24 protein-coding genes and 2 pseudogenes are annotated in these 24,598 nt (G+C 71.6%); 17 read left to right on the top strand and 9 right to left on the bottom strand.

The window, feature by feature from the left end:
• Positions 1 to 33 precede the first annotated feature (33 nt).
• The gene (locus ACFU99_RS01860; protein ID WP_384384314.1) at positions 34 to 855 is read right to left on the bottom strand and encodes a hypothetical protein; all 822 of its coding nucleotides are present in this window, start codon (positions 853 to 855) and stop codon (positions 34 to 36) included.
• 495 nt (positions 856 to 1,350) lie between these two features.
• Between ACFU99_RS01860 and ACFU99_RS01855 the strand changes: the two genes are divergently transcribed.
• On the top strand, positions 1,351 to 1,653 hold the full coding sequence (locus ACFU99_RS01855) for a hypothetical protein (RefSeq protein WP_384384339.1): 303 nt from the start codon (positions 1,351 to 1,353) through the stop codon (positions 1,651 to 1,653).
• Positions 1,654 to 1,808: 155 nt separating this feature from the next.
• Entirely contained in the window at positions 1,809 to 1,964 is a 156-nt protein-coding gene (locus ACFU99_RS01850; RefSeq protein WP_384384312.1) for a hypothetical protein, read from the top strand.
• Between the two features lie 38 nt (positions 1,965 to 2,002).
• Here ACFU99_RS01850 and ACFU99_RS01845 read toward each other — a convergent pair whose 3' ends face one another.
• Positions 2,003 to 2,665, bottom strand: coding sequence for a TetR/AcrR family transcriptional regulator (locus ACFU99_RS01845; protein ID WP_384384309.1), 663 nt, complete (start codon positions 2,663 to 2,665; stop codon positions 2,003 to 2,005).
• Between the two features lie 88 nt (positions 2,666 to 2,753).
• On the opposite strand from ACFU99_RS01845, the gene ACFU99_RS01840 reads away from it, so the two are divergent.
• The 3 genes from ACFU99_RS01840 to ACFU99_RS01830 all read left to right on the top strand — a co-directional run bounded on the left by ACFU99_RS01840 (position 2,754) and on the right by ACFU99_RS01830 (position 4,642).
• Positions 2,754 to 3,281: a nitroreductase family deazaflavin-dependent oxidoreductase gene (locus ACFU99_RS01840; protein ID WP_384384307.1), complete on the top strand. Its 528-nt coding sequence runs from the start codon at positions 2,754 to 2,756 to the stop codon at positions 3,279 to 3,281.
• 164 nt (positions 3,282 to 3,445) lie between these two features.
• Positions 3,446 to 3,940 (top strand): nuclear transport factor 2 family protein, encoded by a 495-nt coding sequence (locus tag ACFU99_RS01835; RefSeq protein ID WP_384384304.1) that lies wholly within the window; start codon positions 3,446 to 3,448, stop codon positions 3,938 to 3,940.
• A gap of 165 nt (positions 3,941 to 4,105) precedes the next feature.
• Positions 4,106 to 4,642: a DUF3291 domain-containing protein gene (locus tag ACFU99_RS01830; RefSeq protein WP_384384301.1), complete on the top strand. Its 537-nt coding sequence runs from the start codon at positions 4,106 to 4,108 to the stop codon at positions 4,640 to 4,642.
• Here ACFU99_RS01830 and ACFU99_RS01825 read toward each other — a convergent pair.
• Complete coding sequence (locus ACFU99_RS01825; RefSeq protein WP_384384299.1) at positions 4,595 to 5,653, bottom strand: DMT family transporter; 1,059 nt, start codon at positions 5,651 to 5,653, stop codon at positions 4,595 to 4,597. The genes ACFU99_RS01830 and ACFU99_RS01825 overlap by 48 nt on opposite strands.
• Positions 5,654 to 5,752: 99 nt before the next feature.
• Between ACFU99_RS01825 and ACFU99_RS01820 the strand changes: the two genes are divergently transcribed.
• Positions 5,753 to 6,616 (top strand): LysR family transcriptional regulator, encoded by an 864-nt coding sequence (locus ACFU99_RS01820; protein WP_384384297.1) that lies wholly within the window; start codon positions 5,753 to 5,755, stop codon positions 6,614 to 6,616.
• Positions 6,617 to 6,720: 104 nt separating this feature from the next.
• A pseudogene (locus ACFU99_RS01815) lies at positions 6,721 to 7,023 on the top strand (alpha/beta fold hydrolase); the annotation flags it as partial.
• Here the strand turns inward: ACFU99_RS01815 and ACFU99_RS01810 are convergent.
• The 4 genes from ACFU99_RS01810 to ACFU99_RS01795 form a co-directional block, all read right to left on the bottom strand.
• Positions 6,953 to 7,624, bottom strand: coding sequence for a class I SAM-dependent methyltransferase (locus ACFU99_RS01810; protein WP_384384336.1), 672 nt, complete (start codon positions 7,622 to 7,624; stop codon positions 6,953 to 6,955). The pseudogene ACFU99_RS01815 and the gene ACFU99_RS01810 sit on opposite strands and share 71 nt — an antisense overlap.
• A gap of 362 nt (positions 7,625 to 7,986) precedes the next feature.
• Positions 7,987 to 8,406 carry a VOC family protein gene (locus ACFU99_RS01805; protein ID WP_384384294.1) on the bottom strand — a complete coding sequence of 140 codons (420 nt, stop codon included), beginning with the start codon at positions 8,404 to 8,406 and terminating at the stop codon, positions 7,987 to 7,989.
• A 100-nt stretch (positions 8,407 to 8,506) separates the two neighbouring features.
• Positions 8,507 to 8,929 carry a RidA family protein gene (locus ACFU99_RS01800; protein ID WP_384384291.1) on the bottom strand — a complete coding sequence of 141 codons (423 nt, stop codon included), beginning with the start codon at positions 8,927 to 8,929 and terminating at the stop codon, positions 8,507 to 8,509.
• A gap of 117 nt (positions 8,930 to 9,046) precedes the next feature.
• A complete protein-coding gene (locus ACFU99_RS01795; RefSeq protein ID WP_384384288.1) occupies positions 9,047 to 9,805 on the bottom strand; it encodes an HD domain-containing protein in 759 nt (252 codons plus the stop codon).
• 71 nt (positions 9,806 to 9,876) lie between these two features.
• On the opposite strand from ACFU99_RS01795, the gene ACFU99_RS01790 reads away from it, so the two are divergent.
• The 5 genes from ACFU99_RS01790 to ACFU99_RS01770 all read left to right on the top strand — a co-directional run bounded on the left by ACFU99_RS01790 (position 9,877) and on the right by ACFU99_RS01770 (position 17,175).
• Complete coding sequence (locus tag ACFU99_RS01790; RefSeq protein ID WP_384384285.1) at positions 9,877 to 10,923, top strand: GlxA family transcriptional regulator; 1,047 nt, start codon at positions 9,877 to 9,879, stop codon at positions 10,921 to 10,923.
• Positions 10,924 to 10,941: 18 nt separating this feature from the next.
• The gene (locus ACFU99_RS01785; protein WP_384384282.1) at positions 10,942 to 12,663 is read left to right on the top strand and encodes a sensor histidine kinase; all 1,722 of its coding nucleotides are present in this window, start codon (positions 10,942 to 10,944) and stop codon (positions 12,661 to 12,663) included.
• Positions 12,660 to 13,337, top strand: coding sequence for a response regulator (locus ACFU99_RS01780; RefSeq protein ID WP_384384280.1), 678 nt, complete (start codon positions 12,660 to 12,662; stop codon positions 13,335 to 13,337). The genes ACFU99_RS01785 and ACFU99_RS01780 overlap by 4 nt, the downstream gene beginning before the upstream one ends.
• A 378-nt stretch (positions 13,338 to 13,715) precedes the next feature.
• Positions 13,716 to 14,540, top strand: a complete 825-nt coding sequence (locus ACFU99_RS01775; RefSeq protein ID WP_384384277.1) for an ABC transporter ATP-binding protein — start codon at positions 13,716 to 13,718, stop codon at positions 14,538 to 14,540.
• 64 nt (positions 14,541 to 14,604) lie between these two features.
• Complete coding sequence (locus ACFU99_RS01770) at positions 14,605 to 17,175, top strand: ABC transporter permease (RefSeq protein WP_384384275.1); 2,571 nt, start codon at positions 14,605 to 14,607, stop codon at positions 17,173 to 17,175.
• A gap of 35 nt (positions 17,176 to 17,210) precedes the next feature.
• Here the strand turns inward: ACFU99_RS01770 and ACFU99_RS01765 are convergent, their stop codons facing one another.
• Entirely contained in the window at positions 17,211 to 18,017 is an 807-nt protein-coding gene (locus tag ACFU99_RS01765) for an SDR family oxidoreductase (RefSeq protein WP_384384272.1), read from the bottom strand.
• A gap of 227 nt (positions 18,018 to 18,244) precedes the next feature.
• Here ACFU99_RS01765 and ACFU99_RS01760 point away from each other — a divergent pair, with 227 nt between their 5' ends.
• From ACFU99_RS01760 to ACFU99_RS01740, 5 genes are all read left to right on the top strand, one after another.
• On the top strand, positions 18,245 to 19,108 hold the full coding sequence (locus ACFU99_RS01760; protein WP_384384269.1) for a phytanoyl-CoA dioxygenase family protein: 864 nt from the start codon (positions 18,245 to 18,247) through the stop codon (positions 19,106 to 19,108).
• A gap of 221 nt (positions 19,109 to 19,329) precedes the next feature.
• Positions 19,330 to 20,691, top strand: a complete 1,362-nt coding sequence (locus ACFU99_RS01755; protein ID WP_384384266.1) for a glycosyltransferase — start codon at positions 19,330 to 19,332, stop codon at positions 20,689 to 20,691.
• A gap of 110 nt (positions 20,692 to 20,801) precedes the next feature.
• On the top strand, positions 20,802 to 21,644 hold the full coding sequence (locus ACFU99_RS01750; protein WP_384384263.1) for a PIG-L deacetylase family protein: 843 nt from the start codon (positions 20,802 to 20,804) through the stop codon (positions 21,642 to 21,644).
• Positions 21,641 to 22,924 (top strand): MFS transporter, encoded by a 1,284-nt coding sequence (locus ACFU99_RS01745; protein WP_384384260.1) that lies wholly within the window; start codon positions 21,641 to 21,643, stop codon positions 22,922 to 22,924. Before ACFU99_RS01750 ends, ACFU99_RS01745 begins: the two co-directional genes overlap by 4 nt.
• A gap of 46 nt (positions 22,925 to 22,970) precedes the next feature.
• A complete protein-coding gene (locus ACFU99_RS01740; protein ID WP_384384257.1) occupies positions 22,971 to 23,645 on the top strand; it encodes an HAD family hydrolase in 675 nt (224 codons plus the stop codon).
• A 763-nt stretch (positions 23,646 to 24,408) separates the two neighbouring features.
• On the opposite strand, the pseudogene ACFU99_RS01735 reads toward ACFU99_RS01740, so the two are convergent.
• Positions 24,409 to 24,598 (bottom strand): annotated as a pseudogene (locus ACFU99_RS01735) (alpha/beta hydrolase); the annotation flags it as partial.

Here is a 24,598-nt window from a genome sequence, read left to right as displayed (position 1 = left end):
GGCTCGGAAGGGGCGCGGCACGCGCTCGTACGCTCAGCGCTCCCACCACGGCGGGTGTACGACACGGGTCTCGGCGACGGCGCAGGCGGTGCCGTTGACGACCTCGTGGTGGGCGAGGGACCAGCCGACGACGCCGCTGCCCTTGCGGCCGAGTTCGATCAGACGGTCCGGTGCGCCGCCGTGGCCGGTGTCGACGGCGCAGTCGACGAGGGGCGCCCAGGACGTACCGTCGAGTGCGGACGCGAACGCGGCGACGGGCAGGACGAGGACGGCCAGGAGCAGTGCCGCCCACTGCTCGGCTCCGGCGAAGCGGTGGCCCCAGGTGCGCGGCGCCCCGGCGAGACGGCGCCGGCGGCCACCGGGGCCGCGGCGGCCCACCCGGTACTCGGCGACGATTCCCTGGCGCAGCAGACAGGCCGTCAGCCCGGTGGCCGTCCCCCACCACGGGCCGAACAGGACGGCCATGACGATGCCGACCGCCAGCGGGTTGACCGCGGCGAGGGCCAGCGCGCGCAGGGTGGCGGCGAACGACCTGGCGTGCGGGACGGCTCCCTTCGCGGCGAAGTAGGCGAAGACCATGCGGGAGACGACGACGGCGAGCACGGCGGTGAGCGGCGCGCTGGACAGGAGCATGCCGATGAGCACATCGGGCCAGTTGCCCGGTTCCAGGCCGGTCAGTACTTCCGTGGCCGCTTCCCCACCGCCGACGGTGTAGGCGATCTTTACGGCGGGCAGGGCGATGACCGCGGCCATGAGCACCGTATGGCCGGGCCCTCCATGCGCGTCACGCTCCCGTGCCTGCGCGGGCGCGTCGGCGGTGGCGGGCACGTCGGGCACGGGCGCGGTGTCGGCCACTGCTCACCGCCGGTACGTGGCATACGCGACGCCGTCGCGGAGTACGGGCGCGGCGGGCCTCTTGGCGGGCCCGGAGCAGGCGGCAGCGAGAGGGAGGAAAGGAAGAGGAATGCGCGGCGCATGGTCCATGCCCCATGGTGGGAACGGGCCGTGCGTCGGCGCCACCACTGTTCCACCGTCAGATGGACAGGCCGTGCGCGTGGCGCGTGGCGCGTGGCGCGCAGCGCGTACGGCTGGCTGTGGCTGCCGGGGCTCCCGCCCCCACCCTGACTCCTGTGAGGTACCGCGACGGCTCGGCCGGACGGAACGTGTACGTACGTGAACGGGGGAATCCGGCGGCTCAGCGGATTCGTACACCGGGTGCCGCTCGCGCCCGGCCATCTCCGTCCGCGCACGTTTCCGCACGTCAGCGCCCGGATGCCGCCCCATTCGAACGCCTTCGCACTTCAAGAGGAGAAGACCGTGAACAAGTACGTCACCCGCGTTTCCCGGACCATGCTGGCCGGAGCCGCCATCGCCGGACTGACCACGCTCGTCGTCACGGCCACGCCCGCTGCGGCCACCCCGCCCGGCCTTTCCTGCCAGACCGGCAAGCACGCCAATGACGATTACACGGGGTACGCGCTGTGCCAGAACAACGGCGGCACGCCCCAGACGTTCTGGGTGCACCTCGTGTGCGGCTGGGCGCCCGATGTGGATGGCGAGCACGTCACACTCCAGCCGGGACAGTCCAGCCAGTCCACCGCGCACTGCGGCAGCATCGGTACCGGCATCGGCGAGATCAGCGTGCAGCCCTGACCGGCCGGAACCGCACCGGGGCCCACAGGCCCGGGCCCCGGACCGTACGAATCAAGACCGTATAGACCAAGACCGTACAGATCAGGACCGTATAGGCCCGAAGCGTACGGATCGAGACCGACCGTCACCGCCAAGGGCCCGGCACCTCATGCGGTTTGGGCCATCGCGCGCACGAGACGCTGCTGGGGCATGAGAAGAAGGCCGTCGCCTACAAGAAGAAGGCGCGGGCGTACGACAAGAAGGCAACTGCCCACCGTGCCAAGGCGAAACGGTGCAACGCCTGGCAGGACGCGGACGCCCGTTCCACCTGAACTCGCGCTTTATCCATGGCCCGAGAGCAGCACCGGCATCAGCGCCGAGGGGGTTTCTGGTCCGGGTTCCGGCGGTGGATATCGGGTGCGGGGTCGGTGGGGAGCGGTTCGCGGTGGTCGGCGCGCAGGCCGTCGAGGGAGAGGTGCAGCAGCCTGTTCCACATGTGCGGGCGGCACTGGTCGGTGAGCTGGACGGCGCGGCCGAGTGAGACCAGCAGGAGCAGCAGGTCGTCGGTGGTCACGCCGGGCCGCAGCAGGCCCGCGGCGTGGGCGCGGGCGCACAGTTCGTCGATGACGAGGCGGAGCTGCTGGATGCCTTCCAGATTGGGTTCCGACCAGGTCAGCGCGAAGTTCTCCATGGTCGCGCGGTGATGCGCGTAGCCGGTCAGGGCCTGCTGGTAGAAGTCGGTCAGTGCCGCCCAGGGGTCCTCGGCGTCGACCGCGGCCCGGCGCGCGGAGTCCGCCCACCGCGAGAAATCCCTGTGCAGGACGGTACGGACAAGGTCTTCCTTCTTCGGGAAGTGCCGGTAGAGGGTGCCCATGCCTACGCCGCTGCGGCGGGCGATCTCGCGGACGTCCACCGCGGTGCCCTGCTCGGCGAGGACGTCGGCGGCGGCCTCGATGATCGCTTCCCGGTTGCGGATCGCGTCCACGCGCGGCGCGCGGCGCCGGATGGTTCCTTCTGTTTCGTCCCCTGCCATGGGACCGAGCATATCCCCTTATCCGGAGCGCACGCTCCGCGCCGTGCTACTTTGTGGAGCAAGTGCTCCGGATAACGAAGGGGATGCTGTGTCTGACCCGTCCACCACCACCGCCCACGAGAGCGGGAGCGAGACCAAACCCCCTGCCGTCGGCGGCTGGAACGAACAGATCATCGCCGAATTCCGCGCCAACGCCGGGTACGTGCCCTGGAGCAGCGAAGAGGAATTCGCCGCGGGCCGTCCCGTTCCGCCCCGGTTTCCCGGTTTCGACGAACAGGGCATGCCGCTCATCCTGGTGCACCACACGGGGGCCAGGACTGGCCGCGAGCGGATCAGCCCGCTGTTCTACCAGCCGGTCGGCGACAGTTGGGCCGTCTTCGGCACCCACGGCGGCAGCCCGCGCCATCCCGTCTGGTACCACAACCTCATGGCCAATCCGCGGGCCGCGGTCGAGGTGGGCACGGAAACCGTGCCCGTCGTGGCCCGGCTCGCAAAGGGTGCGGAACGTGAGCGGCTCTGGGCGAAAGAGATAGCGCTCGTCCCGAAGTTCGCCGAGTTCGAATCCGCCTCCGGCAGGCAGATCCCCGTCGTCGTACTGGAACGCGCCGACGGATAAGCCGCCACCCCGCCCCTCCCCCATCGCTGAACCACGCGGTTTCTGACACTCGCCAGGGCACCGCCTCCCTGATATCGCCGATCACCACTCACCAGAAGGTCGGCGGCCAGCAGCCCCAAACTGCTTCCTCAAAGCGTCTACGCACTTTCTCAAGGAAAAGCACAATGACTACCACCACAGCATCCGATTCCGTCCGGGAGCTCCTGGACCGGGCGGCCATCACGGAACTGATCTACACCGTCGCGCGCGCGATGGATGCCCGCGACTGGGATCTGCTCGCGACCTGTTACGCCCCGGACGCCGTAGGCGACTACATGAACGCGAACGTCGATGGCCGCGAGGCGATCATCGCAGGGGCGAAGGCATTCCTTGAGCCTTTTGACGCCACCCAGCACCTCGTGGGCAACATCCAGATCACCGTCGAAGCCAACACCGCCACCACGCATGCCACCTTCATCGCTCAGCACGTGCGCGAAGACGGCAGCGGCAGCGGCGGCGGCAGCAGCAGCAGCAGCAGCAGCAGCGGACAGTACATCCTCGGCGGCAACTACGACGACGTCCTCCACCGGACGGACGAGGGCTGGAAGATCACCAAGCGTCAAATCCGAGGGATTTGGGGCAACGGCGACGACTCGGTGCTGACCCCACCTGTTTCCTAGCGATCCTGCCGCGGTGTCGCCTGGCCGAGAGGAATCGCCCGCCCTCCCAGCTTTCCTACGGCCAGGTCCACACCATCCTCGACACCGAATCGAGTCCGCGCCCAGCCAACGAAACCGTCAACGGGTCCCGCACCAGGCCCCTCCGCCAGGGAGAGAAAACCGCCAATGCCCCATCTCGCTCTGTACACTTTCGGAACCCTCAAGTCACCTATCAATGATCCCGCACCTCTGCCGCAAGAGTTCCACAAAATCGGCGAGGCCGTTTACCGAGAGATCGGCGATCACCCCGGATATATCGCCCAGGCTGAGGCAACGGACAGCAGCGAGGGCACGCTGTTCGACTGGAACTGGGGTGATTGGGGAGCTTTCACTGCTCCGTCCTGGTATGAAAAAGGCCGCACGGCGGAAACCGCCGCCCTGATAGCGACCCTCTCCCTCTGGACCGACCTTCCATCCGCCTTCGACGCCGTCTACACCGGCCCACACCGCACGGCGCTCAACAGGCGCTACGACTGGTTCGAGAAGACGGATCACCCGGGTTACGTGTTCTGGTGGGTGACCGACGGCACGATACCCACCTGGCAAGACGGGGTCACCAGGCTGGAACACCTCCACGCCCACGGCGCCGCACCGTACGCCTTCACCTTCCACCACTCATTCGATCCGACCGGAACACCGACCAAGCTCAACGGCATCCGATAGAGGAACAGCCCGAGGGGTGGCCGGGGCCGAGGTGCGGGCGAGCCGACGGCACCGGCTACGTGGCGAGAACGCCCTCCATCCGCCGGCCAACGGTGCGCCCGTACGTACGCGAGCGGACCTCGCTGGGGAAGCCTCAGCGACCGCCGTTCCGGGCGTAGTCCGTACTGCCCGGGTCTGGGCAGCACAGGCCAGAGCGCCGCAGGTGAGGGCGATGGCGGTGGTGATGTCGAGGGGGGTGCCTTGCAGGAGCCAGGCCGCGACCACGGCGACGGCGGGGATCAGGGCGAACAGGATCGACGCTCCCCGAGCGCCCAGGCGGCGTACGCAGGCCGCGTAGCAGACCATGGCGAGCGCGCTGGCGAGTACCAGGACGGTGAGCAGCCCGGCGGCGGGCGCCGGGTCGGAGACGTGTTGCGGGGTGGTGAGGGCGAGGGCAGCGGCCGGTGGGATGGAACCGGTGACGCCGATGGCGGTGAAGACGAAGGAGTCCACCGTGTGCAGTTTCCTTCCCTGGAGGAGGGAGCCGGCGGACAGGCCGCCCAGGGCGATCAGGACGGCGATCAGCCCCGGCCCCACGGCCGGGTCGAACAGCAGCCGCGGCAGGCAGGCCGCGACCACCCCCACCGCGCCGCAGGTGAGCGCGAGCAGTCCCCACCGGTTCTCCCGCTGGTGCAGCACGAGCCGGGTGATGACCGCGGTGGCGATCGGGTTCATCGCGATCACCAGGGAGGCGATGCCTGCGCTGACGCCGTGGGCCATGCCCCAGTACAGACCGAGGAACTGCACCCCCTGGACCAGCACCCCGCCGACGACGGTCCAGGCGAGCACACGCCCGCGCGGCAGCGGGATGCGCCGGGCGGCCACGATGGTCCACATCAGTACGGCGCTGAGCGCGAAGCGCAGCAGGATCAGCAGGAACGGCGTGATGAAGCCGAGGGTGAGCGCGCCGAGCGGATAACTCACGGCGTACAGCAGGACGGTTACGGCCGGCAGGAGTCGCTGGGTGTTCATGGCATTGATCCCAGCACCGTCAGCCGGACAGCTGCGATACCGATCACGAATCGCGATCAATACGCGGTCGGCCGTCGCCTCAACGGCCACAATGTGAACGTGGCGACTCTCGACATCACCTGCCTGCGCAGTCTGGTCACCGTGGCCTCCTTCGGCGGAGTGCGCAGGGCCGCCGACGCCCTGCACCTTTCGCAGCCGGCCGTCAGCGGGCACCTGCGCCGCCTGGAGTCGGAGCTGGGGTTTCCCGTCGTGGCGCGCCAGGGCCGCGGCATCGCCTTCACCGCCCGCGGCGAGGACGTGCTGCGCGAGGCGTACCGGCTGCTCGGCGAACACGACGCCGCCCTGGGACGCCTGTTGGGAAACGATGGCGAGGATCTCGTGGTCGTCTCCACCGAGCACGCCACCGAGCCGCTGCTACGAGCCGTCGCCCGCGTACTCGCCCGCGACCACCCGGACCGGTCCGTCCGGTTCCAGTTCCATCGCAGTGCGCGGGTACGCGAATCCGTTCACGACCGCTCGGCGGACGTCGCGCTCGGGATCGGCGCCCTCGGCCACGGCAGCCGCCACGTGGCCGACCTGCCCCTGACCTGGATGGGCCCCGCAGACCGAGCGCCGGATACGGACAGAATCATCGCCTTCACCGCGCCGTGCGCCATCCGGGAACGCATCCTCGCCTCCGAGACGGCATCGGGCAGGCGTCCGGCCCGCGAGTGCATCGACCTCATCAGCCTTCTCGCCGCTGTCAGGACCACCGGCGGTATCACCGCCCTCCCTCAGCCCCAGTCACAGTCCCAGCCCCAGTCCCAGGCCAGGGAACCGGGCCTCCGGCGGCTCGCCGCCCTCCCGCCCCTTCCCTCAATCCCCCTGAGCCTCGCCACCAGCCGCCGGCTCGCCGCCAGAACCCGGGACGACATCGTCTCCGCGCTCCGCGGGAGCCCCGCGACATCTCCGATGCCGCGATGAGGCCAGCGCCATAGGATCATCGCGCCTGTCGCCACCGGGCGGCTTCGCGTCGGACGTCCGGCTCCACGAACAGCGAGGAAGAAACGCGGAGCTCCACGACCGTCGTACTGGTCCACGGTTTCTGGCACGGCAGTTGGTGCTGGAGTCCCGTGGCCGAGCAGTTGGCCGCGCGCGGGATACGGTCGGTCGCAGTCGATTTCGAAGGCCACGGACTGAGCCCAGCCGTTCCGCACGGCCTCGCGCGGACCCCGGTGACGGGGTCAGCCGCGGGCGCCGTCGTCGGACCCCAGGTCCGATCGTCGTGGACGCGTCGCCCCGGAGGGGGCGAACGCCCGCTCAGCGCAGTCGGCGTACGCGCAGCACCAGGTCGTCGGTGTGGTGCGCGCCGGCGCCGCCGTCGGGTATGACGCGCTGTCGCTGCTCGTCCACCTCCACCTCCCAGTCCTCGTCGAGAAGGTCGGCGACCATCGAGGGCCAGACGTAGTCGGCCGGGTCGAAGTCGCCGTCGTCCGCCCGGCGGGTCTCCACCCCCGCGTGGTGGACGATCAGCAGTACGCCGCCGGGCGCGACGGCCGCGAGCAGCGCCCGTTCGGCCGCGGCGTCGGGGGTGCGCAGCAAGGCCGGGTACTGGGCGGAGACCAGGTCGAAGGAGGCCGGCGCGAGTGCGGCCTCGGTGAGGGCTGCGTGCGTCCAGCGCACGGTGACGGCGGCGTCCCGTGCGTGCCCGGCCGCCCGTTCCAGTGCCACGCCCGAGACCTCGATCGCCGTTACGTCCCAGCCGCCGCGTGCGAGCCAGATCGCGTCCGCGCCCTCACCGCAGCCGACGTCCAGTGCCCGCCCGGGTGTGAGCCCTGCGGCCTCGGCCACGAGCGCGCCATTGGGCCGGCCGCTCCACAGCTGTTGCCGGTCGGCGTACCGGTTGTCCCACTCCGCCCGTACTGCCGGATCGCCGACGTATCCGTCGGCGGGCGAGGAGGCTTCGTACTCGGGCGACCCTGCTGCGGTCACGTCGACGCTGTCGGTGGCGTCGGTGGCGTTTATGTCGTTGGTGTCGTTGGTGTCGTTGGTGTCGTCGATGCTGTCGATCTTGTCGGTCACCGGACCAGCGTCGCCCGACGCGTCCCGGTCCCGCCACTTCTGTTGCCGATCCCGCAAAACGGAGCCCAAAAGAATCGATGCTCGCCTATATGAGCTCAAAGGGGGCTGGGTCGCATCCCTCCCAGATACGACGCGACGCCTCTTCCGGGTACGGCACCGTCCTCGACTCCACATCCAGGACGCGGGTCAGCGCATGCTCGGGCTCGTAAGCGGGCCATCCGGGGTCGCCGGTCGTGGCGAAGCGGACCCAGCCCCGTCGCAGTTCGCGCCTTCTACGCCGACGCGTCGCCGGCGGCCTGGTCACGGAGTACCAGCCACTCCTGAAGCTCGATCAGATTCCCCTCCGGGTCTCGCAGATACGCGACCCTCATCCGGTCGCCCATGGGGGCCGGGGCTCCGGAGAATTCCGCGCCCCGCGAGGTGAACTCGGCGTGGGCGGCGTTCAGGTCCTCCACCCGCAGCACCACCAACGCCCGATACCCCTCCGGGGCCGCCGCCCCCAATCGCTCCAGCACGCCGGCCATCCGCGTACGGTCCTGCAACGCGATCCCGGTTTGTCCGGTGTCGGGGGTGAACTTGGCGTATGGGCCGGTCTCGGCCTCGAATTGCGGCTTCAGGCCGAGCACGTCCCGGTAGAAGCGGTAGACGCGGGGGAAGTCGGACACCAACAGGCGTATCTGGGTCAGTTCCATACCCGCCTTTTTAGCCCAGTTCCGGCTCCGTCCCGCATCGACCGCGGCCGATCGTGCGGGAGTTCACACGCCCAGTACGACGACCGTGCCCGCCGCTGGGCTACCGGGACGCGTCGGGATACGCGGCGGTCGCGCGGATTTCTATGAGGAGTCCCGGGCTGGCGAGGCCGCTGACCCCGATGATCGTCCAGGTCGGGTAGGGGGCGTTGATGAGGCGTTGCTTGGTTTCGACGAAGCCGTTCAGGTGCTCGCGGATGTCGACGTGGTAGCTGGTGACGTCGACGAGGGCGGACAGGTCGAGGTTTTCGAGCCGGAGGATCTCCTCGATCTTCCGAATGGCGATCTCGCTCTGCTCCTCGATGGTGTCCGGGATGGTTCCGTCGGCGCGGCGGCCGATCGTTCCCGCGATGAACAGGAGGCCGTGCGCGCGGACCGCGGCGGAATAGCCGAAGTTCTCGAAGGCGCTGGTGGTGCTTCCGAAGACGGCGTTGTCCTTGGGGACTTCGACGGTGTGGACGGTCATTGCGGTGTTTCCCTTTCTCTGTCGACTTCTCTGTCGATCTATCTATGGATTGATCTGTTTCTCTGTCGGCCGTTGCTCAGTCGACAGGGTCGTGGGGGATCGTGGGGGACCGTGGGGTCAATTGCCCCAGCGGGATGAACGGCAGGCGAGCTCCATCCGGGTCTGGCCGTAGGTCTCGCGTTCGCGGAGGAATTCGCCGGGGATCGCGTACCGGGGTGCGTTCTTGGGGGTCTTCGCGGCCTGCGCGACGATCGCGTCGGTGAGCGAGCGGATCATGTGCAGCCGTGGATACGCGGTGTGCACGGCGTCGGCCTGTTCGTCCGTGACGTCGTCGAGGTGGCCGGCGCCCATCGGGCCGCCGAAGTCGACGGCGAGTCCTTCGCGGACGAGCACGCACAGCGTGCCGCGGCGTTCTGCGATGCCCGGCGAGGTGTGCAGGGCGATGGCCTGCCACACCTGATCGGCGTCCGCGGCGGGCAGTCCGCGCTCGATGAGGAACTCGGCGGCCCGGTCGGCTCCTTCGACCTCGAACCGCTGCCGATACGGGCCGTCCGACGCCACACCGAGGTCGTGCAGCGCGCACGCGGCGAACAGCAGGCCGTCGTCGTAGTCGTCGCCGGCGGTCAGGGCGAGGCGCGCGGCCACCAGCCGGGCGAACAGGTAGGTGCGGATGCTGTGGTTGAACACGGATTGCGTCTGCACCGGCTGAATGAGGTTCACGATGGCGTCGGCGAGTGGTGTGCCGGGCAGCGCGATCAGGTCGGCGGCCGTCGGGAACGGGGCGGTGGTCGCCGTGGTCTCGGCGGCGGCCGTCGGGAACGGGCCGAGGGTCGCCCCGGTCGGGTCGGGGGTCGTTCCGCGAGTCTGTTCGGTCATGTCTTCAGCCTGGCCGCACCCACCCTGACCTGGCGAGAGGCAAAATTCCCTCTCTTCGATAGAATCTTGCCATGACAGTGCATCGAGTCGCGGTCCTGGCGCTGGACGGGGTCACCCCGCTCGACCTGGGGATCCCGACGCAGATCTTCAACGCCCGCCCGGAGACCTCCTACGAGATGACCGTGTGCGCGCTCGGCACGAGGGTGTCCACCACCGCGGGATTCGCCCTGGTCGCCGACGGCGGCATGGACGAGGTGCGCGCCGCCGACACCGTGATCGTGCCGGGTTACGAGCCGCTCCTCCGTCCGCCGGAGGCCGTGCTCGGCGCGCTGGCCGAGGCCCGCGACCGGGGCCGGCGTGTGGTGTCGATCTGCACGGGAGCCTTCGCGCTGGCCGCGGCGGGCGTACTGGACGGGCTGCACGCCACGACCCACTGGAAGCACATCGACGGCCTCGAACGGGACTTCCCGGCCGTCACGGTCGACCGCGATGTGCTCTACGTCGACGAGGGCGACGTCCTCACCTCGGCCGGGGTGTGCTGCGGCATCGACCTGTGCCTGCACATCGTGCGCCGCGATCTGGGTGCGGCGGCGGCCAACGAGATCGCGCGCGGCCTGGTCGCCGCCCCGCACCGTGACGGCGGGCAGGCCCAGTACGTACCGGCCCCGGTCCCGGTCGCCGGTCAGGCGTCGCTCTCCGACACCCGGGAGTGGGCCCTGCACCGGCTCGCCGAGCCGCTCACGCTGCGCGTACTCGCCCGGCACGCCGGCGTCTCGCAGCGCACCTTCATGCGCCGGTTCACGGAGGAGACGGCCACGACTCCGTTGCAGTGGCTGCTCAACGCCCGCCTCGGCAAGGCGCGGGAACTGCTGGAAACCACGGACCACCCGATCGACCGGGTGGCACGCGACTGCGGCCTCGGCACCGCCGCCAACCTGCGCCTGCACTTCCGCCGCGCCCTCGACACCACCCCCACCGCCTACCGCCGCACCTTCGGGGGCTCGACGCCGCCCGCTCCGGCCCGTACGCCGGAAGACCCGCACGCCCGGCCTCTGCCGGCCTCTGCCGAAAGACAGAGTTCCGGATCGGTCCTGGGGTGCACGCCCACGTGCCCGTAGCGATCAATACTGGACGGCGTGCCCCTCATCAGTCGTTTTCGCCGTTCCGTTCGCCCCCCTGGGCCGGATGCTCCGGCGGGTCCGGGAAGCGCGGGGCGGGCCGCCGCGGAGACGGCCGGAGCAGCTCTCGCCGCGCTGTGTCTGTTCGCGGTCGCCGAGCGGCTGTGGCAACTGCCGCACGCCGTATTCCAGCTGTGCATGGTCGCGGTCGCCGCGGTGTTCTTCCTGTGGCGGCGACGTCTGCCCGAGGCCGTACTCCTGATTCTCGCGGTCCTCACCGGGGCGGCGCCCGTCACCGGCCCGGTGACGGCGTGCGCCGCGTACGCTGTGGCGCTCGACACGGTACGGCCGCGCCACCGGGTCCGGCTGCTGGGCGGCGCGAGCCTGCTGGTCATGGCGGCCGGGACCGCGACCGGGCCCTCGCTCGGCCGCGGTACGGCCGTCTACGGTCTGGAGCTCGGGGTGGTGCTGGCGGTGACCGCCGTGGTCGTGCCCGGCCTGATCGGGACGGTGTACGGGCAGCAGGCCCGTCTGCTGCGGGCGCTGCGCGAACGCGGCGACGCGGCCGAGCGGGCCCGCCGGTCCGCTGACAGTGAGGCCCGCACCCATGAACGGTCCCGGATCGCCGCCGAGATGCACGACCTGGTGGGCCACCGGCTCAGCCTCATCTCGCTGCACGCCGGGGGCCTGGAACTCGCCCTCGACCGGGCAGCGCCGGAGCTGCGCGAGGAGGCCGTGCTCGTCCGGCGGACCACCCGGGACGCGATGCGCGAACTGCGGCAGGCACTCGGAGTGCTCGGACCGCTCGGGCGGGACACCGGCCGGGACACGCTCACCGACGCCACCGGCACCCGGGCCGACATCGAGGCACTGGTCGCGGAGTCCCGCGACGGCGGGATCACCGTACGGCTGGAATGGAGCGGCCCCGACCTCGACGCGTGCCCGGCACGGGTGCGGCGCGCGGTGCACCGGGTGGTACGGGAGTCCCTGACGAACGTGCACCGGTACGCGACCGCCGCCCACGTCACCGTACGAGTCGAGCGCGTCGAGGAGGACGACCGGGCGGTACGGGTGACGGTCCGCAACGGCGCGCTCCCCGAAGCGGGCAAACCGTCCGACGACGGGATCTCCTCCGAAGCCGGGAGGTCATTCGCCATCGGCACGGGGCGAGGGCTGACGGGCCTGCGCGAGCGGGTCGAGCTGCTGGGCGGCGCCTTCGAGGCCGGGCCGCTGCCGTCCGAGGGGTTCCAGGTGGTCGCGACCGTACCCGTGGAACCGGACGACGACGTCACGTGGAAGCGGTCCGGGGACGGCACGCGGGCGCTCACGCCGCCCCCGGCCGACGACGCGGCAGCCCTGTCGCGCGAGCCGCGCACCGCCGGGGCGCTGACGTTCGCCCTCGGGGCGGCGGCGCTGTGGGTGCTGATGACGCTCGCCATCGCCCTCGTATACGGCCAGCCCAGGCACCTGCCCCGGCCCCCCGCGGAACATCTCGGCATGACGTACCAGGAGCTGAAGGGGGTCTTCGACAGCCCGGCCGTACGCGCCGCGGCCACCGGGCACGAACCGCCGCGCCCCGCCGGGACGGCGGGGTGCGTCTACCTGCCCACAGGCTCGGATGCCGGGCCCGGCGCCTTCGACGTCACCCGGTACTGCTTCGACGCCTCGCAACGCCTCATCTCCATCGACCGTTTCACCGTCCCGTCCGTACGGGACACCGCACCCTGGGAGTCCCCGTGACCGAGCCTGCCCCGCCGATCCGCGTCCTGCTCGCCGACGACGAGGCGATGATCCGGCACGGGGTGCGGCTGATCCTGCGGCACGCCGACGGCATCGACGTGGTCGCCGAGGCCGCCGACGGACGCCGGGCGGTCGAGGAGGCCGCCGCGCACCGGCCGGATGTCGCGCTGGTGGACATCCGCATGCCCGGCCGCGACGGACTGGCCGCGATCCGGCCGCTGCTCGCGCTCGACCCGGCGCCGCGCGTGGTGATGCTGACGACCTTCGGCGACGAGGAGAACGTGCTCCGGGCGCTGCGCGACGGCGCCTCGGGCTTCCTGCTGAAGGACGAGGGGCCGCAGGAGCTGATCAGCGCGGTCAAGGCCGCGGCGGCCGGTGACGCGGTGCTCTCCCCCGGGGTCACCGGGACCGTGATCGCCCGGATGCTGTCCGGCGGCGGCCCGGACGCCGGCGGCGTGGCCCCGCAGGACGAGCGGATCGCACGGCTGACCGGGCGCGAGCGGGAGGTGCTCGCGATGCTCGGCGAGGGCTTGTCGAACCAGGACGTCGCGGAGCGGCTGGCCATCGGCATCGGCACGGTGAAGACGCATGTGGGCGCGATCCTGGAGAAGACCGGATCGACGAGCCGGGTGCAGGCCGCTCTGCTGGCGCATCGCGCGGGCCTGCGCCCTTGAGGCTCTGAACACCTGAGCGCCTGAGCGCCCGAGCGCCTACGAACCGGGCTCCGTGCCCGCACGGGCGTCGGGTCCGGTGGGGCGTGTACGGGCCTCGGGTCCGATGGCGCGCGTACGGGCCACGTGGCGGGCGCGGCCCGTACGCCGTCCACCACCCCGTGCAACCGTCCGTGCCCTGAGTCCCGCCAAAGGCAGAGGCGAAGCGGCGGAGTCTGTCGAAGGGCAGAGACGAGCGGGCTCGCCCCCTCCCCTTCCGCAGACTCCAACTACCGCCTCCAGGACGACGTTTGCGCAGGTGAGCGACGTGAGGATGGGAAGGTCCCCACGGCCCGCGCGATGCTCGCGGGCCGTCGTTCCCCCTCCCCCGTCGGAGTATCCATGCCGCACACGTTCGTTCCCTCCGCCGCGCCCACCACCGAACCAGCCGCCCGTGCCACACACCTGTCCAAGGTGTACGGGAGGGGCGAGGCCCAGGTCACCGCGTTGGACTCGGTGTCCGTCGAGTTCGCGCGGGCGCGGTTCACGGCGGTCATGGGCCCGTCCGGGTCCGGCAAGTCGACGCTGATGCACTGCATGGCGGGTCTCGACCCGGTCACCTCGGGGTCGGTCACGATCGGCGGCGTCGAACTCGCCTCGCTCAGCGACCGTCGGCTCACCGAGCTGCGGCGGGAGAAGGTCGGCTTCGTCTTCCAGGGCTTCAACCTGCTGCCCACCCTGACCGCGCTGGAGAACATGACGCTGCCGCTGCGCCTCGCCGGCCGGCAGCCCGACGCCGCGTGGCTGGACGCCGTCGTCGCCACGGTGGGGCTCGCCGGGCGGCTCGCGCACCGTCCGGCCCAGCTCTCCGGCGGCCAGCAGCAGCGCGTGGCCGTGGCCCGCGCCGTGGTGTCCCGGCCGGAGATCGTGTTCGCCGACGAGCCGACCGGCAACCTCGACTCCCGTTCCGGCGCGGAGGTGCTGGGCTTTCTGCGCGACTCCGTACGGGAACTGGGCCGGACCGTCGTGATGGTGACCCACGACCCGGTCGCCGCCGCCCACGCCGACCGCGTGGTCTTCCTCGCCGACGGCCGGATCGTGGACGAGCTGCACGACCCGACCGCCGACGCCGTGCTCGACCGCATGCTCGCGTTCGATCACGAGTCCCAGGGCAGCCGACCCCAATCCCAGCGCGATCCCCAGCCCCAGGGCCGCCGCGCCCGCTGACCGCGCCCGCCGCGCTCTCCGGTCCCGCTCCCTCTCCCGCTCCCTCCCACTTCGAAAGTCCGCCATGCTGCGAACCGCCCTGCGCAACGTTCTCGCGCACAAGGCCCGCCTCATCATGACCGTGCTCGCGGTCTGCCTCGGTGTCGCGTTCATCACCGGCTCCCTGGTCTTCGCCGACTCCACCACCGCCGCCTACCGCGCCTCCATGTCCAGGGACTACGCGGACATCGCCGTCAGCGTGAGCCCCAAGTCCCGGCCGGGCGACGCCGCCGGCGACGAGTACGGCGCTCTGGACGACGCCCTGGTACACAAGCTGTCCGCCGTTCCCGGCGTCGCTTCCGTCCGCCCCACCGCGGACGGCTCGGTCACCCTGGCCGCCAAGGACGGCACGCCGATGCGCGCCGACAGCCCGATGGGCACGTTCGGCGCCTCGTACGTACCCGGGCCCGACGGCAAGGACAGCCGCTACCCGCTCACGGCGGGCCGCGCGCCCCGCGGCGGCGGCGAGGTCGCGCTGGACCGCGGAACCGCGAAGGCCGCCGGGTACTCCCTCGGCGACACCGTCACGCTCGCCGTCGACGGACCGGTCCTGAAGCCCCGCCTGGTGGGCCTGGTGTCCGCCGAGGACAGCCGGGTGAGCGCCGGCGGCACCCTGGCGGTGTTCGACAAGGCCACCGCCCAGAAGCTGTTCGCCGCCCCGGGGCGCTACAACGAGATCGACCTGACCGCCGCACCGGGCACGGTTCAGTCCGAGCTGGCCGACCGGGTCGGGGCCGTACTGCCCGCCGACCGGGCCGAGGCCACCACCGCCACCGCCCAGGCCGCACAGCAGTCCATGTTCATCGGGACCAAGACCAAGAGCTACGAACGGCTTCCGCTGCTCTTCGCCGTGGTCTCGCTGTTCATCGGCACGTTCCTCATCATCAACACCTTCACCATGCTCGTGGCGCGCCGTACCCGCGAGATCGCGCTGCTGCGGGCGATCGGCGCCACCCGCCGCCAGGTGGTCCGCTCGGTCCTCGCCGAGGCGGCACTGGTCGGCCTCGCCGCGTCCGTTCTCGGGTTCGTGCTGGGGCTGGGGGTGGCGGCCGTCCTGCCGGACGTCCTGGACACCTCCGGCGACCTGCTGCCCAGCGGACCGCTGGTGATCGGCCCGGCAGCGATCCTCGCCCCGCTCGTCGTCGGGGTCGGCGTCACCGTGCTCGCCGCCTGGCTGCCGTCGCGCCGTGCGGCGCGGATCGCTCCCGTGGAGGCGATGCGTACGGCCGAACAGCCGCCGTCCGCCGTGGTCTCCCGCATCCGCGGCGCGGTCGGCCTGGTCACGGTCGTCCTGGGCGCGGGGCTGCTGTTCTCGCTGAGCGACGCGACGAGCGCCACGGACGACAACCTCCAGACGGCGATGTTCGGCTGCGGCATCCTCGTGGTCGGTCTGATCGTGCTGGCCCCGCTGCTCGCCGCCCCGGTGATCCGCCTGCTCGGACGCCTCACCGCCCGCTTCGGCGCGGCGGGCGACCTCGCCCGTGAGAACACTTTGCGCGACCCGCGCCGTACCGCCGCCACCGCCGTCGCCCTGATGATCAGTACGGCGCTGGTCTCCGGCCTGGCCGTCATCGAGCGGTCCACGAGCGAGGCCCTGGACGCCCAGGCCGCCGCCGGGCTGAGCGCCGACTACGTCATCAGCACCCGTGGCGGCAACAACACCGCCATCGGCTCCGCCGCCGTCCGGCGCGTCGCCGACGTGCCCGGCGTACGGACCGTCTCCGCCGTGGCGGACTCCGTCATCTCCGCCGGCCCCTTGGCCAAGCCGGTCTCCGGGGTGGACCCGAAGACCGTGGACGACGTGCTGAAGCTCCGCTTCCTCAGCGGCTCCGCCAAGGACCTCGGCCCCGGAAAGCTCGCCCTCTCCCATAGCTACGCCCGCGACCACCATGTCACCACCGGCCAGCAGCTCAAGGCGAGCGTCGGCACCGGAATCGGCGACCGCGACGAGTCCTACACCGTCGTCGGCGTGTACCAGGACAACCCCACCGCCCAGGACGTCCTCGGCTACCTCGCCGACGTCCAGCACCACGCGTACCTGCGCGGCTCCGTGCAGCGCGTCCTGGTCCGGACCACCGACGACAAGGTCTCGGGCGCCCTGGAGAAGCGGCTGCGTGCCGCCGTGAGCGACAGTCCGCTGCTGAAGGTCCAAAGCCGTGCCCAGCTCGTCCAAGAGCAGTCCGGCACCGCCGGGGAACTGATGACCATGGTGTTCGGACTGCTCGCCATCGGCGTACTGATCTCCGCGCTCGGCATGGTCAACACCCTCGCCATGTCCGTCTCGGAGCGCACCCGCGAGATCGGCGTCCTGCGCGCCATCGGCATGGACCGCTCCGCTGTCCGCACCATGATCCGCCTCGAAGCCCTCTGCGTCACCGCCTTCGGCACGCTGCTCGGGCTGGCCGGCGGGCTGTTCGGGGCGTGGAAGGTCAGCGGCCTGGCCAACGGCGCGATCCCGCAGTACTCCTTCTCCCTCCCCTGGGACACCCTCGCCCTCGTGGTTCTGCTCTCCCTCGCCGCGGGTGCGCTCGCCGCCGCCCTGCCGGCCCGACGGGCCGCCTCACTGAGCCCGCTGGAAGCGGTCGCGGAGGTGTAGGAGTAGGCATTGGAGATACAGGGGGCTCAGGCCGCTTACGCGCTGCCGCCGTTGCTCATCAGCAGCTGACCGTTGATCCACTCGCCCTGCCGGGAGCACAGGAAGTCCACGAGGTGTGCGGTGTCCTGCGGAGTGCCCAGCCGGCCGAGCGGGGTGCTGCGGAGGCACTCCTCCCGGACGTCCTCGGGCATCCAACCGGTGTCGACCGGACCGGGGTTGATCGCGTTGGCCGTCACCCCGAGGTGGGCGAGCTCGTGGGCGGCGGCCAGGGTGATGCGGTCCAGGGCCCCCTTGCTCGCCCCGTAGGGCAGGTTGCCGACGGTGTCGTCACTGGTGAGGCTGACGATCCGGCCGGTCCCCCGTTCAGCGGCGAAGCGGCGTCCGAACTCGCGGATGAGCAGCCAGGCGGCGCGCGCGTTGACGGCGAAGTGGCGGTCGAAGCTCTCGACGGTGGTGTCGAGCAGCCCCGAATCGACGGATTCGCAGTGGCTCATCACCAGCGCGGTGACACCACCGCCCATCCGCTGCTCGACCTCGTCGAAGACGCGCGCCGGGGTGTCCGGGTCGGCGAGATCCGCCTCGATCGCGGTGGTGGCCGCGCCGTGCGCGGCCAGCGTTCGGCTGATCGCCTCGGTCGCGCCGGGCTCGCGGCCCCAGCTCATACGGTCGTCGTACGGAGTCCAGTAGGTGAAGGCGATGTCCCAGCCCGACGCGGCCAGCCGACGGGCGATGCCCGCGCCGATGCCGACGGTGCGTCCCACGCCGGTGATCAGGGCGAGCGGGCGGCCGGCCGAAGGCTCCGGCCCGTCAGCGGTCAGGTCATGATCGGTGTTGGTCGTCACGGGCCGGAATGGTTCACGAACGACACCGCGGCGTCAATCGCTTTCCTGCGGGGAAATCGAGGTGCGTGCGGTTTCCGGCGCTGTCCGGGGCTTCCGTGCCGCGCCACCCCGCCGTGGCCTGAACCTCTCCGTTTTCGAGCACAGGTACTAGGGAATCCTGCCTCCAGCACAGCGGGCCCACTGCTTCACACACCGCACGCCGCGTCGGCGGAAAGGCGGGTACGTCCATGGCCGATCTGGCGAGATTCCCCGCGTCCGCCCCGCCGCAGGACCTCGTCGGCGCGATCGAACGGCACGGCGTCGTCGTGGCCGAGGGCCTGCTCGCGCCGGATCTGCTCGACCGTCTCAACGCGGAACTCGACCCCCTGCTCGAAGAGGCCGCGCCGGACCACGGAAAGGCGTTTCTCAATCCGACGCTGTCGGAGTTCTTCGGCGAGCGGACCCGCCACCTGACCGGGGTGTCCGCCGTCTCGCGGGTGTTCGCCGCCGAGGTCGTCACGCACCCCGTGCTGCTCGCCGTGTGCGACGCGTTCCTGCTGCCCGGCTGTGCCCGCTATCTGCTGAACCTGGCGCACGTGATCGACCGGGGCCCCGGCGCCGAGCGGCAGTGGCCGCACCGCGACGACGAGGGCTGGGACGTGTATCTGCCGGGCGGGCACCCGGAGTTGCAGGTCGCCTCGGTCCTCGCGCTGCGCGACTTCACGGCCGAGAACGGCGCCACGCTCGTCGTCCCCGGCAGCCACCGCTGGCCCGACCGGGCGCGTACCGCGGCTGAAGCGGAACTCGTGCCCGTAGAGATGAGCGCCGGCTCCGCCGTCATCTACCTCGGCTCCACGCTGCACGCGGGCGGCGCCAACTCCACGACGGGGCAGTGGCGCAGGGGCATGCAGGTCAGCTATGCCCTCGGGTGGCTTCGTACCGAGGAGAACCACTTCCTCACCACCCCGCCCGCCATCGCCCGGACGCTCCCCCGGCGCACACAGGAACTGCTCGGCTACGCCGTTCACGACGCTGTGGAGCGGCAGGGCGGGGCGCTGGGCCATGTCGACCTCCGTGAGCCGGTCGAACTCCTCGCCGAGGGGGCGCTGTAACGGGATCCCCATCGAACGGGCTTCGCGTCACCGTCGTCCCCACCGAAAGCGAGGAGGAAGTGTCCGAGACTCGATCGCACCGCGGTGCGATCTGGCCGCCGACCGGCACCACCGTCCAGCCGTCCGCGCCACTCCCCGTGCTGCCTGCCCTTCCTGTACTGCCTGGCCTTCCTGTACAGCACCTCCGTCACGACCGCCGCGGGCCGTGCGGCCTGCCCGAAGTGGCGCTGCGCAGCCTGCCGGTGTCCCGGCTCGCGCCGGTCGTCGGCGCCGAGCGGGTCGCGGCGGCCGAGCGGGAACTGGAGGCTCTGCGTTCCCGGCTCGACGGGCGTCAGGTCTGGCACATCAGCGACAGTTCGACCCGCGGCGGCGTGGCGGAGATGCTCCGCGAGGAACTGCCGTACTTCCGGGGCGCGGGCATCGCCATGCGCTGGGCGACGCTGGACGCTCCCCCCGCGTTCCGGCAGTTCACCAAGGCGCTCTACTACCAGCTGTGCGGCGTACACACCGACGCTACCGGCGCTACCGGCAGTACCGACAGCTCGTGGCCGGAGCCCGACCTCGGCCGACGGCTGTACGAGCGGATCTGCCGGGAGGCGGCGGAACGGTTCACCGCCGGCGTCGATCGCGGCGGCATCGTCGTGGCGCACGACCACCAGACGGCCGGGCTCATCCCCCATCTGCGCGAGGCCGGCTTCACCGTGCTGTGGCGGGCCCACATCGGCGCACCTCCACATCGCCAACAGGCCGACCGCGCCTGGGAGTTCCTCTATCGCTACGTCGCGGGCGCGCACGGCTGCATCGCCTCGTATCCCGACGCCCTGCCCCTGTCTCTCCCCGGCGGGATGCCCCTCCCCTTCCCGGGCGGAATGCCGCGACCAGGCCCGTACGTCGTCGCCCCGTCGATCAATCCGCTGGCCGCGAAGAACATCCCGCTGCACGCCCCGGCCGACCGCGTGCTGGAGGCGGTGGGCCCCCTTCCGCCTCGTACGCCGCTGGTCACGCAGGTCGGCCGCTGGGACGCGGTCAAGGACGTCCCCGGCGTGATCCGCGCCTTCGCCGACCACGTGGACCCGGCCTTCGGCGCCCATCTGCTGCTCGTCGGCCCCAGCACCGAGGGCGATCCGCAGGCCGAGGAGGTCTTCGCGCAGTGCCTCCGGGCCCGGTCGGGTCTGGGGCTGTTACGGGCGCGGGTGCACGTACTGCGGCTGCCGGCCGCGGACTCGCGCGAGCACGCGCTGACCGTCAACGCCATTCAGCGCTGTTCGGCCCTCGTGATCCAGAAGAGCCTCGCGGAGGGGTTCGGGCTGACGGTGTCCGAGGCCGCGTGGAAGGGCCGCGCCGTGATCGCTTCTCCGGTCGGCGGTCTGCGGCAGCAGGTCGAGCACGGCCGGAGCGGGCTGCTGCTGACCGGTCCCCACGACCTGGCGGGCCTGGGCGCGGCGGTCAACCGCCTGCTCGCGGACCCCGCCCGCGCGGCGGAACTCGGCCGCAACGGGCACGAGCGCGTACGGGGCCGCTTCCTCATCGACATCGGCATGCGCGATCTGGCACGCGTCCTGACCCGGGCTCTGCCCTGCTGAAAGCCTGCGGCGCCGTGCGAAAGCCTGCGGCGCTGTGCCCGGCCGGCCCGGAGCCGCCGTATCCAGTCGGCCCGGAATCACCGATGAAGGACGGCGAAGGACGGTGAACGATGACGAAGGGTGATGAAGGGCACGGCATCCAGGCGCTGCCGCACGCCCAGAAGGGGAAATCAGTGCGCGTCCTTGCCTTGGGGGCACATCCCGACGACGTCGAGCTGCTGTGTGCCGGGACTCTCGCCCACTACGCACGCCAGGGCGCTCAGGTCACGGTCGCGATCTTCACCGACGGCGCACTGGGCTCCGGCGCGCCGACCCCCGCCGGGACGGCGGCCCTGCGCGAGGCGGAGGCGCGGCGGGCGGCGGACGTCCTGGGTGCGGAACTCGTCTGGCTGGGGCTGCCGGACGGTTTCCTCTACGACACCCGCGAGACCCGAACCCGTACCGTGGACGTCCTGCGCCGCGCCCGCCCGGACATCGTCTTCGCGCACCATCCCGACGACTACCACCCCGACCACCAGGCGGCGAGCCGACTGGCGGCGGCCGCCCGGCTGCTGGCCCGCGAGCGCGCCCTCGTCACCGGGCACCCCGCCACCGCCGCCGTACCGCCCCTCTTCCACCTGGACACCCTGGCCGCCACGCACGGCGCTCCGGACCTGTGGGTCGACATCACCACGACCATGGGGGTGAAGGAAGCCATGCTCATGGAACACGTCAGCCAGAACTCCGCCAGACGCGCCCGCAAGGGCAGCGATTTCGTGGATCTGGCGCGGCAGCAGGCGGCGCGGCGCGGGCGGCAGGCCGACGTGCGTTACGCGGAGGCGTTCGTCTGCGCCCCCGCCCACCCGGCGACCAGCGCGGCGGACCTGACGCCGCCCGGCATCACGCTCCCGTACCGTCTCGCGTCCGCGTCGAGGAGCCGCGACGCACCCGGGCGCGAGGAGGAAACGGGGTGAGGAGGCGGAAGCGGGTTGAGGGAGACGCTGAGGGATACGACGACGCCGCGCGGCACCGGGGCGCGACGGCGCTCTACGCCGTCTTCTTCATCAACGGCCTGGTGCTGGCCAGCTGGGCTCCGCGCATCCCGCAGATCAAGGCGGCCCTCGGCCTGACCGAGGCGGAACTGGGACTGGCGCTGCTGGGCGTGGCGCTGGGCTCGCTGCCGGCCATGGCGGCGGCGGGCGTCCTGGTCAACCGGTTCGGCAGCCATACGGTCGCCCGTATCACCGTCGTCTGGTACGCCGCTTCCATCGTGCTGCCCGGACTCGCCCGGAATCTGGCCGGGCTCATCGCGAGTCTGACGGTGCTCGGGGCGGCGGTGGGCTCGCTCGACGTGGCGATGAACACGCACGCGGTGGAGGTCGAGCGCGGCTCCGGCCGTTCCCGGATGTCCTCCTTCCACGGCCTGTACAGCGCGGGCGCGCTGGCGGGGGCGCTGCTCGGCACGGCCGGAGCGGCGCTGGGGCTGTCCCCTCCGGCCCAGTTCGCGGGCACCGCCGTGGCGGCGGCCGCGGCGGCATGCTTCGCCGGAGGCGCGCTGCGCCCGGCGCTCCGCCCGCATCGCCGGGACGGCACGTCCCCCCGCCGGCCGCGCGCCGGACGACTGTCCCTCCGCCTCCTGCTGCTCAGCGCGTTGGGCCTGTCCGTGCTGATGATCGAGGGGGCGATGACCGACTGGGGCAGCGTGTACCTGGCGGGTTCGCTGCACGCCGGGCCGGGGGTGGCCGGGGCGGGTTACGCCGTCTTCGCGCTGGCCATGATGGCGGGGCGGCTCGGCGGGGACCGGGCGGCCGGGCGCCTGGGGCCGGTCAGGACGGTGCGTTACGGGGCCGTGCTGAGCGGGTGCGCGGCGGTGACCGCTCTGGCGGCCGGGGATCCGGTGGTGGCGGTCGCGGCGTACGGGGCCGTGGGGCTGGGAATCGCCGCTTCCTTTCCGCTGGTGGTCAGCGGAGCCGGACGTCACTCCTCCGGCACGGATGGCGCGGGCGACACGGACGGCCCGGATAACGCGAACGGCCCGAATGGAGCGCATGGCACGGCCGTGGCCGCCGTCACGTCCACCGGCTATCTCGCCTTCCTCGCGGGTCCGCCCCTCATCGGCTCGCTGGCGTCCGCCGGCTCCCTTCGCGCGGCCCTGCTGGTGGTGCCCGCGCTGGCCCTGGCGGCGGTCTGCCTCGCCCCGCTGCTCGGGCTCGGCGCCGGTCCGGACGACGGGCGTCCCACCGAGAGGCTCTGAACTACCGTGACGTTTCACCGAAGTTGCACGGAACAGGAATTGAATCATGCATACAGTTGCTCTGTTCGACTTGGACGGCACCTTGGTCAACTCGGAGCCGCGCAGCCGCGCGGCCTGGTCCCGCCTCTTCCGGCGGCACAAGGTCCCTCATGACGACGCCACGCTGCGCGCCTTCGCCGGACGTCCGGGAAAGGAGGCGCTCGCCGACCACCTCCACTCCTTTCACGGGCGCACGCTGGACGAGCTGTACGAGGAGGCGGTCGCGTACTCGTCACACCCCGACCTGCCCGCCGCCGAACCCGTAGCCGGAGCCCTGGAACTGCTGGCCCGGCTGAGACGGCAGCACGTCCCCTTGGGCCTGGTGACGTCGGGCCCCCGCGACTACGCCCGTGCCGAACTCGGGAACCTGGGCGTTCTGGACGCCTTCGACGTGCTCATCACCGCCGACGACGTGACCCGCGGCAAGCCCGACCCGCAGGGCTACCTGGCGGGCTGCGCCGCACTCGACGCGGAACCGGCCCGAGCCGTCGTCTTCGAGGACGCCCCCGCCGGCGTACGCGCGGCCAAGAGCGCCGGGATCTTCTGCGTCGGCCTCACCACGACGCAGTCCGCCGCGGCACTGGCCGGAGCGGATGTGATCATGGCTGATCTGACCCAGGTCACGTGGCCGATCCTGCCAGTACCGGAACCCGGCCAGGGAGAGCCGAGCCCTGTTGTCTGACGCGCGGGCCCTGATACCGCCACAGGCCCGCAACCGCCTCATTGTGCGCTTCGGATCAGGGGTCACGGCCTGGTGTGACCGGTTGCCGGCGCTCGTCGATCGTTTGGCGGCTCGCTGGAACCTGACCGTCCTCGCGGCGGGCTGAGGCAGCACGTCGCGGGTGTTCCGCTGCGCACGGCGGGGTGGCGGGGGCACTGTGTGGCTGAAGCTCACTCCCGACCTCCAGATCGCCGCCGCGGAGGCGGAGGCGTTGCGCGCCTGGGGCACCACGCCGTCAGTGGTCGAACTGCTGACGGCGGACCTGACCGTCGGGGCCCTGCTGCTGGCGGACGTACGGCCAGGGGTGCCGATGAGACAGCTCACCTGGGGCCTGCCGGAGACCGCGGCTCTGCTGCGCGCACTGCGCGTGCCCGCCCCCGCTCGCGGGCAAGAGTCCGTACTCCGCCCGCTCGCACACCGAGTGGACTTCCTCCCCGGCGTGCGCTGTGGCCGCGGTACGCCCGCCCGGCAGCACCAGACGGAAGTTTCCCCAAGGGGAACTCCGGGGGCAGGCAGGACGGTCTTGTTCCACGTACGACCGGCTTCGGCTACCGCCGCGAGGAGCAGAGAGCCGCCTCGGGCAGGATGGGCTCCCATGATGGGTGGAAACGACAATCTCGTCCGTCATGGAGCAGATGGTCCGGCGGGTGCGGTTGCCCGGTGGTGGCGACTGATCTTCTCGGGTTGCCGCCACCGCTCGCGTGCCGCGCGCCGCAGGCCCGCGTCACCGGCCCCGTGCGGCTACGGCGTCGAAGAACCGCGCCACTTTCGGCTCCGCCGCCTTGAACGACCCGACGTGATCGACATTCCCCTGGTCCAGCACCGGCGCCCGCGTCCCGTGGCGGGCCAGTTGCGCGGCGCAGCTGGTCGCGTTCGCCATGGGGACGTCCGTGTCGCCGACGGCCGCGTACAGC

This window comes from Streptomyces sp. NPDC057654, assembly GCF_042800135.1.
Taxonomy (GTDB): domain Bacteria; phylum Actinomycetota; class Actinomycetes; order Streptomycetales; family Streptomycetaceae; genus Streptomyces.
This window is presented reverse-complemented; position numbering and strand designations above follow the sequence as displayed.